The organism is Frankia sp. AiPs1 (genome assembly GCF_023716945.1).
Lineage (GTDB): Bacteria > Actinomycetota > Actinomycetes > Frankiales > Frankiaceae > Frankia.
The window spans coordinates 17,367-30,708 of sequence record NZ_JAMQQF010000026.1 but is presented as its reverse complement, the minus strand read 5'-3'; the positions used below and the strand labels follow the sequence as shown (position 1 = coordinate 30,708).

General features: G+C 72.8%; 14 protein-coding genes. 6 read left to right on the top strand and 8 right to left on the bottom strand.

From position 1 onward, the window contains the following. The 7 genes from ND748_RS05475 to ND748_RS05445 all read right to left on the bottom strand — a co-directional run. Positions 1–440, bottom strand: a 440-nt coding sequence (locus tag ND748_RS05475; RefSeq protein WP_251744558.1) for a YkvA family protein, incomplete at its 3' end; no start/stop codon positions are given. 271 nt (positions 441–711) lie between these two features. Beyond that, entirely contained in the window at positions 712–2,664 is a 1,953-nt protein-coding gene (locus ND748_RS05470) for a 3-hydroxyacyl-CoA dehydrogenase family protein (RefSeq protein WP_285901639.1), read from the bottom strand. 344 nt (positions 2,665–3,008) lie between these two features. Beyond that, complete coding sequence (nucS, locus tag ND748_RS05465) at positions 3,009–3,671, bottom strand: endonuclease NucS (protein WP_251744554.1); 663 nt, start codon at positions 3,669–3,671, stop codon at positions 3,009–3,011. Positions 3,672–3,727: 56 nt separating this feature from the next. Continuing rightward, complete coding sequence (locus ND748_RS05460; protein WP_251744553.1) at positions 3,728–4,342, bottom strand: HD domain-containing protein; 615 nt, start codon at positions 4,340–4,342, stop codon at positions 3,728–3,730. After that, positions 4,323–6,461 carry a protein meaA gene (locus tag ND748_RS05455; protein WP_251744551.1) on the bottom strand — a complete coding sequence of 713 codons (2,139 nt, stop codon included), beginning with the start codon at positions 6,459–6,461 and terminating at the stop codon, positions 4,323–4,325. Before ND748_RS05455 ends, ND748_RS05460 begins: the two co-directional genes overlap by 20 nt. 165 nt (positions 6,462–6,626) lie before the next feature. Then, positions 6,627–7,244, bottom strand: coding sequence for a hypothetical protein (locus ND748_RS05450; RefSeq protein WP_251744549.1), 618 nt, complete (start codon positions 7,242–7,244; stop codon positions 6,627–6,629). A gap of 212 nt (positions 7,245–7,456) precedes the next feature. Beyond that, positions 7,457–7,822, bottom strand: coding sequence for an STAS domain-containing protein (locus ND748_RS05445; protein WP_251744547.1), 366 nt, complete (start codon positions 7,820–7,822; stop codon positions 7,457–7,459). A 388-nt stretch (positions 7,823–8,210) separates the two neighbouring features. Between ND748_RS05445 and ND748_RS05440 the strand changes: the two genes are divergently transcribed. Further along, entirely contained in the window at positions 8,211–8,588 is a 378-nt protein-coding gene (locus ND748_RS05440) for a hypothetical protein (RefSeq protein WP_251744559.1), read from the top strand. 59 nt (positions 8,589–8,647) lie between these two features. On the opposite strand, the gene murA is transcribed toward ND748_RS05440, so the two are convergent. Continuing rightward, entirely contained in the window at positions 8,648–9,907 is a 1,260-nt protein-coding gene (murA, locus tag ND748_RS05435) for a UDP-N-acetylglucosamine 1-carboxyvinyltransferase (protein WP_251744545.1), read from the bottom strand. A gap of 320 nt (positions 9,908–10,227) precedes the next feature. Between murA and ND748_RS05430 the strand changes: the two genes are divergently transcribed. The 5 genes from ND748_RS05430 to ND748_RS05410 all read left to right on the top strand — a co-directional run bounded on the left by ND748_RS05430 (position 10,228) and on the right by ND748_RS05410 (position 13,331). Further along, positions 10,228–11,274, top strand: coding sequence for a hypothetical protein (locus ND748_RS05430; protein WP_251744543.1), 1,047 nt, complete (start codon positions 10,228–10,230; stop codon positions 11,272–11,274). Between the two features lie 37 nt (positions 11,275–11,311). Continuing rightward, complete coding sequence (locus ND748_RS05425; protein WP_251744541.1) at positions 11,312–12,055, top strand: hypothetical protein; 744 nt, start codon at positions 11,312–11,314, stop codon at positions 12,053–12,055. Positions 12,056–12,106: 51 nt separating this feature from the next. Further along, the gene (locus ND748_RS05420; RefSeq protein WP_251744539.1) at positions 12,107–12,679 is read left to right on the top strand and encodes a cob(I)yrinic acid a,c-diamide adenosyltransferase; all 573 of its coding nucleotides are present in this window, start codon (positions 12,107–12,109) and stop codon (positions 12,677–12,679) included. A gap of 92 nt (positions 12,680–12,771) precedes the next feature. Next, a complete protein-coding gene (locus ND748_RS05415) occupies positions 12,772–12,993 on the top strand; it encodes a hypothetical protein (RefSeq protein ID WP_251744537.1) in 222 nt (73 codons plus the stop codon). Then, entirely contained in the window at positions 12,990–13,331 is a 342-nt protein-coding gene (locus tag ND748_RS05410) for a type II toxin-antitoxin system PemK/MazF family toxin (RefSeq protein ID WP_308205591.1), read from the top strand. The genes ND748_RS05415 and ND748_RS05410 overlap by 4 nt, the downstream gene beginning before the upstream one ends. Positions 13,332–13,342 lie beyond the last annotated feature (11 nt).

The following is a 13,342-nucleotide window of genomic DNA, read 5'->3' as shown; positions in this document are numbered from 1 at the left end:
CCTCCAGCACCGGCGCCGCCCGGTGCGGCCCCGCGGACCCGGTCGATCCCGGCCGCCACCAGCGACCGGGCCACCTTCGCCTTGCGCAGTGCCCCGGCCGGGCTCGCCAGGGCCGAGGACGCGCCGACGAGTACCTGGAAGGCGCGGTCGCTGCCTCGCCAGTGCTCGCGCAGGATCGGCTCGCCGGCGCCGACGACCAGCCGGCGGAACGCGAAGGCGACGATGGCGACGTCGTCGAGCTGGCCCACCACGGGGATCATGTTCGTCAACCGGTTACGCGGCGACACCAGGTAGGCCAGCGCCGCCGCGGCCTCGACCTTCGCGGACTGCGGCACCCGCGGATCGGCGACGACCCGCCGCAGCATGATGACCAGATCGGGAAGAAACATCGTTATCTCCCGACCGAACTGCCGCACGGCGTCCTTGTCGAGCGTGACCATCGCCGTCGCGTCTCCTCTTGTGCGAACCAGGACTTCCCGCCGACCGGCGACATCCTAGTGCCGCATCCGGCACCGTCCACGGGCGACCGCGGCGCCGGCCGTCATCTGTCAACGGACGGCGCCCCCACGGCGTGCCATGTCCTGCCTGGGACGCTTCGATCCGGCGACCCCGCCGGCGCCGTGCCTCGGGCGGCGCAATCCCCGCCTCGATACCCCCGGTTCGGCGTCCCCGCTTCGGCGTCCCCCGGGTTCGGCGGCCCCCGGCTCCGGACTACCGGCGAGGATGCGTGAGAAAGCCCCGACCGGTCTTGCGGCCCAGGAAACGGGCCCGAACGAGATGCTCCAGCAGCGGCGCCGGGGCGTAGCCCGGCTCGCGGAACTGCTCGTACAGCGAGCGGGTGATGGCGAGGGTGACGTCGAGCCCGACCACGTCGGCGAGGGCGAACGGGCCCATCGGATGGCCGCAGCCGACCGTCATCGCCGTGTCGATGTCCTCGATCGTGGCGTAGTTCGCCTGCAGCATCTTCACGGCGTCGTTCAGGTAGGGGAACAGCAACGCGTTGACGATGAAGCCGGCCCGGTCGGCGCAGCGCACCGGGTGCCGGCCCGCCGCCCGCGCCAGCGCCGTCACCGTCGCCGTCGCCCCGTCCCCGGTGAGCACCGTGGGTACCACCTCGACCAGGCGCATCACCTGGGCCGGGTTGAACCAGTGCATGCCGACGACGTCCTCGGGCCGCCGGGTCGCCGTGGCACATTCGACGACCGGCAGTGAGGACGTGGTGGTCGCCAGCACGGCGCCGGGCCGGGCGACCTTGTCCAGATCGGTGAACAGCTCCCGCTTGACCGCCAGGTCCTCGACGACCGCCTCGAGCAGCACGTCGCAGCCGCCGAGCTCGCCGAGATCCGTGGTCACGCGCAGCCGGCCAAGGGCGGCGTCGCGGTCGTCGTCGGACAGCCGGCCCTTGGCGACCGCCGCCGCCAGCGACGCCTCGACCCGGCCGAACACCGCGTCGGCGGCGTCCGGCCGCCGGGCCCGCAGGACGACGTCATGGCCCGATCGGGCCAGTACCTCGGCGATGCCCCGCGCCATCGTGCCGCTGCCCACGATTCCGACCGACCGGACCCGCACCGCCGCGCCGGAGTCCGCGCCGGAGTCCGTGCCGCCGGGGTCCTCGGGCGGCGCCTCCGGCGAGTCCGTCGCCGGGTAGGTGTAGAAGCCGCGGCCGGTCTTGCGGCCCAGCAGGCCGGCCGCGACGAGCTGGCCGAGCAGCGGCGCCGGGGCGTGGAGGTGATCGCGGGTCTGGTCGTACATCGACGCGAGGATGGCGTGCGCCGCGTCGAGGCCGATGAGGTCGAGCAGGGCCAGCGGGCCCATCGGATGACCGCAGCCAAGCCGCATCGCGGCGTCGATGTCCGCCCGGGTGGCAAAGCGCGCCTCGGCCATCCGGACCGCGTTGTTGAGGTAGCCGAACAGCAGCCCGTTGACGATGAACCCGGCCCGGTCCGCGGCGACGACAGCCGTCTTGCCGACCGCACCCACCAACGAGACGACCGCGGCCAGCGCGTCGGCGTCGGTCACCACCGTGCGGACGACCTCGACCAGGCCCATCACCGGCGCCGGGTTGAACCAGTGCATGCCGAGCACCCGGCCCGAACGGCCGGTACCCGCGGCGAGCTCCGTCACCGACAGGGAGCTGGTGTTCGTCGCCAGGACGGTCGCCGGCGGACAGACCTCGTCGAGCCGGGCGAACAGCGCGGTCTTGGCGTCGAGCCGCTCGTCGACGGCCTCGATCACCAGATCACAGCCGGCCACCGCGGCGAGCTCGGTGCCGAGGCTCAGCCGGCCGAGCAGCTCACCGCGGGCGGTGTCGGCGAGCCGGCCATGGCGGGCCGCCCGGTCCAGGGAGTGTTCGATTCGCGCGCGGGCCCGGGCCAGCGCGTCGGTGTCCCGTTCGACGCCGACGACGTCGAGCCCCGCCCCGGCCAGCACCTCGGCAATGCCGGCCCCCATGGTGCCGAGCCCGACCACCCCGATCCGCTGCCACCGCGCCGCGGCGCCGCCCGCTGCCCTGCCGCCCGCTGCCCTCGCGACCGCTGTCCCCGCGACCGCCGGTGCGGTCGTGGCCGTTTCGTCCGCCGTATTCGTCGCGGTACCGGCGCCGCTCCGGGTAGCTGTTTCCGAGCTGCCGTGTGCATGCGTTCCCCGCCGGGCCCCATTGACCATGCCCAGGCTCCTCAAGGTCGTCGCGGCAGCCCGACGACAATGCGCCGAAAGTCGCGGGCCGCGCGGTGTCGAACCGCGGATCCGTCGATTCTCCCAGCCTTTCCACCAGCCGGCCCGAGATCAATCAGAGCCGCACCGCGAGGCAGGACAGCAGCCGTCAGGCTATTTTCCGGCAAGCGGCACGGAAATGCCGCCGAAAGGCGAGACTGTCGGCCGTGCCGCCGGACGGTGTCCCCGGGTTTCGACGGCAGGTTCGCAAACAAAAGATGCTTCGCCGTCGGACCACTTCGGGTTCGGCGGATTCGGCGGATTTCTCGGCAGAATCCACCGCGACCAACGGTCGGTCAGAACAGGGTGGGGATGGAGGGTTCGAGGCCGCGCAGCTCGTCATAGTCCACGACGGCGCAGCCGAGACCTCGGTCCGCGGCCAGCAGCCGGGCCTGCGGAGTGATCGACTGCGCGGCGAGGATGCCCCGCACCGGGTGCGGCAGCGCCGGGTCCGCATCCAGCCGGACGAGGTAGCGGGTGAGCTGCTCGACCCCGTCGATCTCGCCCTTGCGTTTGATCTCGACGGCCACGGTGGATCCGTCGCTGTCGCGGCAGAGCAGGTCGACCGGCCCGATCCCGGTCTCGTACTCGCGGCGGATCAGGGTGAGTCCCGAGGCGATCGCGTCCGGCCGGTCGGCGAGCAGGACCTGCAGGTGCGCCTCGACGCCGTCCTTGCGCAGCCCCGGGTCGACGCCCAGCTCGTGGCTGGAGTCGTGGAGGATCTCCTCGAGGGTGATGACGAGCTGCTCGGCGGCCCGGTTGGTCACCCGCCAGACCCCCGGCTCCTGCGCGATGACACACGGCGGGCTCATCCAGTTCAGCGGCTTGTAGGCCCGCCCGTCGGCGTGGATCGACACCGACCCGTCCGCCTTGACGAGCACCAGTCGGACGGCACTCGGCAGATGGGCGGTGAGCCGTCCGACGTAGTCGACACTGCACCGAGCGATGACAAGCCGCATGACGTCACGTTATCGCGACCCCCCTGACCGCCCCGCCGTCCGGTGGCCGCCGGTGCTCACCTGCGGCCGGGACCGACGTCGCTGGCGGAACGGATGTTGCGGGCGGAACGGATGTTGCGGGCGGAGACGAGGTCGTCGAGGAGCTCGCGGCGCCCGGCGTAGCGGGTGGCGAGGCGGTCGGCCTGCTCCGGGGCCAGCCGGCCGAGGCGGACGGGGTCGGAGTTGTCCTGCATGTCCGCTCGCTTGACGACGACGGCGAGCGGGTCGGCGGCGACACGGGCCAGGTAGTCCTGCATCGGCTCGTCAGGACGGTGCGACAGCGCGTCGACGGCGGCGACGACGGGCGCGGGGTAGCCGGCGGCCGTGAGATCCGCGAGCGTGGTGTCGCTGTCCTCGACGACGTCGTGCAGGACGGCGGCGAGCTGGGCGGTGTGCGGGTCCACGCCGGCGGCCTCGGCGGTGCGGGCGACCGTTGCCATGACGCGCAGCGGATGGCCGATGTACTCCTCGCCGCCCTTGTCGATCTGGCCGGTGTGGACCCGGGTGGCGAGGGCGATGGCGTCATCCAGGGTCGGACCGGCGTCCGGACCGGCCTTCGGACCGGCGCGCGAGCCGCCCGGTGCCGAGCCGGGCCGGGTGGGTTCGGCCGCGTCAGGGGTGGTCGAGGACATGCTTCGACCGTACGACGTCCACGACGCCGCGAATTATGGCGCTGAGCTCATAGTCCCGGGGCGTGAACACCGCGGCCACGCCGAGGCGGGCCAGCTCGCGGGCGTCCGCCGGGGGGATGATGCCGCCGACGACGACGGGGATCTCCCCGGCGCCGGCGGCACGCAGCCCGCCGAGCACCTCGCCCACCAGGTCCAGGTGCGCCCCGGAAAGCACCGACAGGCCGACGACGTGCACGTCCTCCTCGACCGCGGCGGCCACGAGCTGCCCGGGGGTCAGCCGGATCCCCTGGTAGACGACCTCGAAGCCGGCGTCGCGGGCGCGCACGGCGATCTGCTCCGCGCCGTTGGAGTGGCCGTCGAGGCCGGGCTTGCCGACGAGCATCTTCACCGGCCGCCCGAGCTGCGCCCCCGTGCGGGCCACCAGGGCACGCAGTTCCTCCAGCCCGGTCACACCCGCACCCGCGCCCCCGTCCCCGCCCACTCCGTCCCCGCCGACTCCGACTCCGACGGCGCCGCTCACCCCGGTCGGTGCGCGGTATTCACCGAACACCTCGCGCAGCGTGTCGGCCCACTCCCCGGTGGTGACGCCCGCCCGCGCACAGGCCAGCGTCGCGGGGACGAGGTTCGCCTCGGTGCCGGCGGCCGTGCGCAGCCCGAGCAGCGCCTCCTGGACGGCGGACGGATCGCGCCCGGCCCGCCAGGCGACGAGCGACTCCCGGGCCGCGGGCTCGACGGCCGGGTCGACCGTCTGGATCGCCGTGTCGAGCTCGGCGAGCAACGGGCTCGGCTCGGTCTCGGTGAACCGGTTCACCCCGACGACGACATCCTCGCCGCTCTCGATCCGCGCACGGCGGCCCGCCTGGGCGGAGACCAGCGCCGACTTCAGGTAGCCGCTTTCCACGGCCGCCACCGCCCCACCCATCGCCTGGACCCGGTCGATCTCGGCGGTCGCGTCCGCCACCAGCCGACGTACCCGTTCGGCGACGACGGGCGAGCCGGTGAACAGGTCGTCGTACTCCAGCAGGTCGGTCTCGTGGGCGAGGATCTGCTGGACGCGCAGGGACCACTGCTGGTCCCACGGCCTGGGCAGGCCGAGCGCCTCGTTCCAGGCCGGTAGCTGCAGCGCCCGGCACCGCGCGTCCTTCGACAGGGTGACGCCGAGGGTCTCCAGCACGATTCGGATGACGTTGTTCTCCGGCTGGGCCTCGGTCAACCCGAGCGAGTTGACCTGCACGCCGTAGCGGAACCGGCGCGCGGATGGGTCACCCACCTCGTACCGGGTGCGCAGCAGGTCGTCCCACAGCTGCCCGAACGCCCGCATCTTGCACATCTCCTCGACGAACCGCTCCCCGGCGTTGACGAAGAACGAGATCCGGGCGCACACCTCCCCCATCCGCGCGGCGGGGAACGTTCCCATGGCCGCCACGGCGTCGAGCACGGCGATCGCCGAGCACATCGTGAACGCGAGCTCCTGCACCGGGGTCGCCCCGGCCTCCTGCAGGTGGTAGCTGCAGATGTTGATCGGGTTCCACCGCGGCAGCTCCGCCACCGAGTAGGCGATCAGGTCGGTCACCAGCCGCAGCGACGGCCCCGGCGGGAAGACGTACGTCCCGCGGGAGAGGTACTCCTTGATGATGTCGTTCTGGGTGGTGCCGGCCAGCTCGGCCGGGTCGGCGCCCTGCTCCTGCGCGACGACCTGGTAGAGCGCGAGCAGCCACATGGCGGTGGCGTTGATCGTCATCGACGTGTTGGTGCCGGCCAGCGGGATCCCGTCGAACAGCCCGCGCATGTCGCCGAGGTGCGCGATCGGCACACCGACCCGGCCGACCTCGCCGCGGGCGAGCGGATGATCGGGGTCGTAGCCCGTCTGCGTGGGCAGGTCGAAGGCCACCGACAGGCCGGTCTGCCCCTTCGCCAGGTTTCGGCGGTACAACGCGTTGCTCTCGGCGGGGCTGGAATGCCCCGCGTAGGTGCGGATGATCCACGCCTGGTCGCGCTGCCCGGGCCGGCCGTCAGGCCCCGCCGGAGCCGACCGGACCGGGGCCGGCGACGGCTGGTCCTGATCCACCCTGCGCCGCTGCGCCGAGCGGGTGTTCGAACGGGCATACAGATCCGTCATGGCCGCTGCCTCTCCCCGCGCCCGGGGCCGGCCGGGTGGCCGACCGGCGGTCGGGGCCGCGCTGCCCCGGGCCCGCGCGGACCGCGGGCGACGGGACGAGGCTAGTTCGGACCACCCGCCTGCGCTCGCCGACCGCTCCCCCGGCTGTGGTCAGCGCGGGACGGCTCAGCCGATACAGGGCGGCGGCTGGCCCTTCCAGACCTGGAGCAGGGGCGCGGGAATCTTGTCGCAGGCACCCTGCCCGTTGGCCACGATCGTCCATGGGCTGGTGCCGACCCGGCGCCACACATGCGGGTCCGGCGGCGCAGTCGTGCCGCTGACCATGATGCGGCCGACCGACCAGAACTCGTCCTGGGCGGCGTCGACTCCCTCGATGGCGCCGAAGTACATGCCGTCCAGCACGGTCACCTGTCTGGCGGTGATGCTGCCGTCCCCGCCCGCCGCCTTGATCTGGTTGGCGACGGTCCACTGCAAGGCCAGCCGCAGGACCACCGGATCAAGCTCGTCCGTGACCCGCACCTGGTGCGCCTGGCCAGGATGGCGCGACGTCGACCAGAACGGGGCACGCATGGCCGGGGACAGCTCGGGCGCGGAGGTGGCCGTCGCCGTGCCGGTTGCGCCCGAGCCCGCGCCGCGGTCGGCGGTCGCGTAGCCGATGGACACGCCGATGAGGACCGCGACGAGGAACGCCGCAGCCACGACGGCCGGACGCAACTCACGCACGCCGAGAAGCCCCGCGGGCCGCGCACCGCGTTCACCGGCGATATCCACTCGGGCGGGCACCTCCACGTCCTGCAGACCTCCGTCCGGCGTCCACCATGCCATCAGCCGGGCCAGTGACCCGAAAGCAGTACCCGATCAGCAGGTACCCGGCAAGCATGCCGCATCGGATGTCCAGTCGGCACGCGGGCGCGCCCGGGATGACGGTACGCATCCAGCCAGGTTCGGTCCGCTTCGCCCGGTCGCCGACCGCGAGGGCGGCGCCGTGCGACGGTTCAGGCGTGCCCGACGTGCACCAGCTCGGTCGCCTCCTCGAACCGCAGCAGCCGCCCGAGCCGGTCGGCGGCGAACATCCGCCCCAGCGCGCTCGGCACGTCGACGAGAACCATCGATCGGCCCGCCGCCCTGGCCCGGCGCGCCCCGCCGAGCAGCACCCCGAGCGCCGCATGGTCGCCGAGCTCCAGCCCGGCGACGTCGACGCGCAGCGGCCCGCTGCCGTTGTCGATGGCCGCGTGCAGCAGGGACCGCAGCGTGCCCACCGTCCGCACATCCACCCTGCCCACCAGCCGCACCGCCTGCCCGCAGCGGCCGCCTGCCCCGACCGGACCGTACATGTCCACCACGTTGACGTCGTTGTTCATGTGGTCTCCCGTCCCCGGCCGCCCGGCGCCCCTGCTCACCGTGATGCCGGCGCTACCAGCTATCCGCGCCGACCGCGGGTAGCACCCAGGTGCGGTTCCGCGCATGACGGACCGCCTCACGCCCTCTCGCCTCGTCCGAACCGTCGTCGCTCGGCCACGGGGGGTCGGGGCCGGTTACCTCGATGATCCCAGCCGTCGCCGCGCGATGTTTCCTCTGTCGGATTCCGCCGACGGGATCAGGACGGATTGGGGCGGGAACTCCTGCCGATCCGCCGTGCGTCTGGGACCATGGAAGCCGGATGTCGACGGGCAAGGAGCTCCGTCCGAGGCTCCCGCGCGCCCCCCGTGACCCGGCCGCGGCGCGGTGATTCGGAGGTGCCAGGTGGCCATGAACTCGGCGCAGTTCTTCGTCGAACCGGCGTTGGCGATGCTGACCGTGGGGCTGCTGATGGTCATGGCGCGCTGGGCGTCCGCCCCGCTGCGGGCACTGCCCCGCGGGGTCCTGCTCGGCCACGACTTCGGGCTGCTCGTCCCCGTCGCCGTCGTCGACACCCCGGCCGAGGTGAGCCGGGCCCGGGCCGCCCTGCGCAGGCAGGGCATCCGCTCCACCTGGGCGATGGCGATGACCCCGCTGCACATCGACGCCGCCGGCAACATCCTGTCCCGGCCCCGGCAGCGCCGGCACGTGCTCGTCTTCGGCGCCGACGCGGCCCGGGCCGCCCGCGCCCTGGCCACCCCGCCCGGCGGGCTGTCCTCGCAGACCTGAGGCGGCTCAAGACCCGAGACGGCTCAAGACCCGAGACGGCAGGGACCCGAGACGGCGGCTCAGGCCACCGCCAGGTCGGAGACCCGCCGGATGTCGGCGCCGAGCGCGGTCATGTTCTCGACGAAGCCGGCATAGCCACGATCAATGTGGTAGACGTCCGTCACCTCGGTCTCACCCTCGGCGACGAGGGCGGCGAGCACCAGGCCCGCGCCGGCCCGCACGTCCGACGCCATCACCCGGGCCGCCCTCAGCCGGTCCGCGGGCCGCACGATGACGTGATGGCCGTCGGTGCGCAGGTCCGCGCCCAGCTTGTGCAGCTCGCGGCAGAACACGAAGCGGCTGTCGAAGACGTTCTCGGTGATCAGCGACGTCCCACTGCTGATCGCCTCCAGCGCGATGATCTGCGGCAGCAGGTCCGTCGGGAACCCCGGGTAGGGCAGGGTCACGACGTCGATCGAGCGTGGGCGGTCGCGGCCGACCACGCGGAACCCGTCGTCGCGGACGTCGACCTCCGCACCGGCCTGCACCAGTTTTTCCAGCACGATCCCGAGATGCCCGGCCCGGCCATGCCGGATCATGACGTCGCCGCCGGTCATCAGCGCACCGATCGCGTACGTGCCGGCGACGATGCGGTCCGGCACCGTCCGGTGCTCGACCGGGGACAGCGCGTCCACGCCGTCGATCACCAGGGTGGACGAGCCCGCGCCGTCGATGCGCCCGCCCATGGCGGTGAGCATCGCGCAGAGGTCGGCGATCTCGGGTTCCTGCGCGGCGTTGTCGATCACGGTCGTACCCTTGGCGAGGACGCCGGCCATGAGGAGGTTCTCGGTGGCGCCGACGCTCGGGAAATCCAGCCAGATCGACGCGCCCTGCAGCCGACCCGAGCAGCGCGCCACCAGCGCGCCGCCCTCGACGTCCACCAGCGCCCCGAGCTTGGCCAGCCCGTTGACGTGGATGTCGAGCGCCCGCGAGCCGATCGCGTCACCTCCGGGCAGGGCGACCCGTGCCTCCCCGCAGCGGGCGACCAGCGGGCCGAGCACCGCCACCGACGCCCGGATCCGCCGCACGAGCTCGCCGTCGGCCGAGAACCCTGGCGTCTCGGGAACGTCGATGCCGAGCAGGCCACCGCCGACATCCCGCTCCACCGTCGCGCCGAGTCCGACCAGTACCTCCGACATCACGGTGACGTCGAGGATGTCCGGAACGGCGGTCAGGCTCGTGCGACCGGCGGCCAGCAGGCTCGCGGCCATGAGTTTGAGAACCGAGTTCTTCGCGCCCGGGACGGCGACCTCGCCGACTAGCCGGGTGCCGCCTGTCACGACGAAGCGCTCCACGGACCTCGATGCTAGGTCCTGCGTCGAAGATCTTCACCGGCACCCACCGGATTGCCCCCCACCACCCTGCGCGCTCACCTCATCCCGGTCCGTCCGCCGCCACCCCGGACACCCCGTCGTGAGCCCGGACAAACGGCTCTCCCCGCCCGGCCACGGCATCGCTCACCCGCACCGCGAACGCCGGCACGAACCTGGCCTGCACCTGCGCCGGATGCACAGAATCGACCCGTTCTCGTGGAGTGTCACTCCGGCTACGCTCACCGAATGCCTAGGCGGAACTTACCCTTTGTCACCCGGATACCGGTGTGAGCGACAGGCTCGGACAACGGTTGGCGGACCTGCCGCCGGAGACCGATCCGGGATTCGGCACCGCCGCTCGAGCGTTGCTGGCCGGGCCGGATGCGGACGACGAGGCCCTTGCCGCGATCATCGAGGACGCCGACCTGCCCGAACAGACCCGGTTCAACGCCTTCTACTGCCTGCAGGCACGAGCCTGGCGACGCAAGGACCACCGCCGGCACCGCGCAAACACCGACCGCTACCAGTCTCGGTTCGGCCGGCACCCGATGTTCTTCTACCTGCAGGCCGAGTACTACGCCTCGCTCGGCGACGACCCCGCGAACCTCGACGCCGCGTTGACCTTCGCCGTCGAGGCCGTCGAGCGGTTGGCGACCGTTCCTGGTGTACTTCACCTGGCCGCCGAGGTCATCGCGGACCGTCATGAACGCGATCCTGACAGCGACCCACGCCTGCTGCTGGACGCCGAACGGCACGTCCGTCAGGCCATCGCGCTCAGCGACGGCCGGTACGCCCGCTACCACGCAACCCATGCCAGGATCGCCACGCTGCGGGGTGCGTTCACCGCCGCCCGCGCCAGCATTGCGCGGGCGATCGAGGACGAGGACTCGACCGGCGCCGAGTACGCCCTGCGCATCGGTGACTACCAGCTCATCCGGTCACGGATCCAGTACACCCAGGAGGCCGAGCGCCTCGGCGCCCGCCAGGAGGAGGCGACCCGCGAGCTGCAGCAGATTCGCAGCCAGGTACTGGAGATCATGGGCCTGCTCGCCGCCGTGATCGCCTTCATCACGACGGCGGCGAACATCGCGGCCGGCCAGCCGGCCCGCCCGGCCGCGGGACTGCTCACCCTGGCCGGCGGCGTCACGCTGCTGGTCTTCTGGGGCTTCCACGTCCTGCTCATCGGCACGGCGGGCGGCGGCGGGTCCGCCTGGCGTCGGCTCGCCCCCGCGATCGTCGGGGTCATACTCGTGACGGCGGGTTTTCTCATGACCTGGTGGGGGCCGACGGGTGCGGGTACTGCGGTCCATCAGTCGGTCGGACAAGCCGCATAACGAGGATGCGGCCGGCTGGCGGCCGGACGGGCTGTGGGTGATCGACGGCGCGACCCCGTTGGGCGACGAGGTCCGGGTGGACGGCCGTTCCCCGGCGGCCTGGCTCAGCGCGGTGGCCGACGCGTACCTGGCCGGGGTGCCGTGGGAGGGCCGTCCGCTGCGGGCGGTGCTGCGGGACCTCATCGGCCACGTCCGGTCCGAGGGGCGGCGAGCCGGACTGCCGGCCGACGGCTTCCCGACGGCCACGCTGAGCCTGGCCCGCGTCCTCGACGATCGGCTCGACCTGTGCCTGCTCGGCGACAGCCCCGTCCTGCTGCGCCAGCCCGGCGCTGCCCCGGTCGAGTTCGTCGATCCGCAGTTCGCCGGGGTGGAGGAAGCCCTGCTCGACCGAGTCCGCGCCGAGCTCGCTCGCGGCGACGAGGCCGCCGACGCCTACGCCCGGGCCCGCGTCCTGAACTGGCAGCGTCGACAGTGGCGCAACACCCCGCGGGGCTCCTGGGTTCTGTCGGATGTGCCGGCCGCCGCCGAGCATGCCTTCGTCGCCACGTTCGCCGTGGCGCCGGGGACGGAGTTGGTGGCGATGTCCGACGGATTCGCCCGCGCCGTTCGACCCTTCGGCCTGGTCCGCGACGACGCCGAGCTGCTCGACGAGATCGCGGCGAGCCGCGAGTCCGAGCTGCTGGACCGGCTACGGGCCGCCGAGCGCGCCGATCCGACCTGCTCGCGTTTCCCCCGCTTCGGCATGAGCGACGACGCGACCATGCTCCACGCCCGCCTCTGACCCCGGCCCGACACCGTCGCCGGTCGGGTGGCGCCTGCCTAGAGTGGGGGCATGGCGGTACACCTCACCCGGATCTACACCCGTACCGGGGACGACGGCACGACGGCGCTGGGCGACATGTCCCGGGTGGCGAAGACGGATTCGCGGCTGGCCGCCTACGCGGACGTCGACGAGGCGAATGCGGCGATCGGCGTGGCGCTCGCCCTCGGCGGGCTCGCGGACGACGTGCGGGCGGTGCTCGGGCAGGTCCAGAACGACCTGTTCGACGTCGGCGCGGACCTGTGCACGCCGGTCGTGGCCGAGCCGGCCTATCCCCCGCTGCGGATCACCGCGGCCTACGTGGACCGGCTGGAGCAGGCGTGTGACCGCTTCAACGCCGACCTGCCGAAGCTCGACTCGTTCATCCTGCCCGGCGGCACGCCGGGAGCCGCCCTGCTGCACACCGCCCGCACCGTGGCCCGCCGCGCCGAGCGCTCCGTCTGGGCTCTGCTCGACGCCGAACCCGAGCGGACCGGCCCGCTGCCCGCCCGGTACCTCAACCGCCTGTCGGACCTGCTGTTCATTCTCGCCCGAGTGGCGAACCCACAGGGGGATGTGCTGTGGCGCCCGGGCGCGCACGCCTGACCAGCCGCCTCGGTGGAGTCAGGCACATACCGGAGGGTCGACAGTCCAGTCAACCGAATTGTAGACTGGCGATCATGAGTACGACGGTGCGCGTGAGTGACCGGACGCGGCAGCGGGTCGCGGCCATGGCCGCGTCCACCGGCCAGCAGATGCAGACCATCATCGACTCCGCCGTCGAGGCCTACGAGCGTGAGCTGTTCTGGCGTGGGTTCGAGCAGGGGTACGACCAGCTCGCCGACGACCCGGCCGGCTGGGACGAGCTCGACGCCGAGCGCGCGGCCGAGTCGCCGACCCTGCGGGACGGGCTGGAGTGATCTCACCTCGCCGCGGCGAGGTGTGGATGGTCGACTTCGGTGAGCCGATCGGCCATGAGCAGGGGCTGCGCCGGCCGGCGGTGGTCGTCTCCGCGGATCGGCTCAACCGCAGCCGCGCGGGCCTGTCGATCGTCGTGCCCGTCACCAGGACCCGCCGGGAACTGCCCTCCCACGTCGAGCTCGGGCCCGGCGGCACGGGCCTGCACCAGACGAGCTACGCCAAGGTCGAGGACGTCAAGTCGGTGTCGCAGCAACGGTTCGCCCGCCGCCTCGGTGTCGTGGGCCCCGACCATCTGCTCCGGATGACCGAGGCGCTGAAGTTCCTGCTGGACATGTGACCGCGACGAAC

Coding starts and splice junctions, on each gene's coding strand:
- ND748_RS05470 (WP_285901639.1), bottom strand. CDS start 2,664: ATGGTCAATGGGGCCCGGCGGGGAACGCATGCACACGGCAGCTCGGAA.
- nucS (WP_251744554.1), bottom strand. CDS start 3,671: ATGCGGCTTGTCATCGCTCGGTGCAGTGTCGACTACGTCGGACGGCTC.
- ND748_RS05460 (WP_251744553.1), bottom strand. CDS start 4,342: ATGTCCTCGACCACCCCTGACGCGGCCGAACCCACCCGGCCCGGCTCG.
- ND748_RS05455 (WP_251744551.1), bottom strand. CDS start 6,461: ATGACGGATCTGTATGCCCGTTCGAACACCCGCTCGGCGCAGCGGCGC.
- ND748_RS05445 (WP_251744547.1), bottom strand. CDS start 7,822: ATGAACAACGACGTCAACGTGGTGGACATGTACGGTCCGGTCGGGGCA.
- ND748_RS05440 (WP_251744559.1), top strand. CDS start 8,211: ATGAACTCGGCGCAGTTCTTCGTCGAACCGGCGTTGGCGATGCTGACC.
- ND748_RS05420 (WP_251744539.1), top strand. CDS start 12,107: ATGGCGGTACACCTCACCCGGATCTACACCCGTACCGGGGACGACGGC.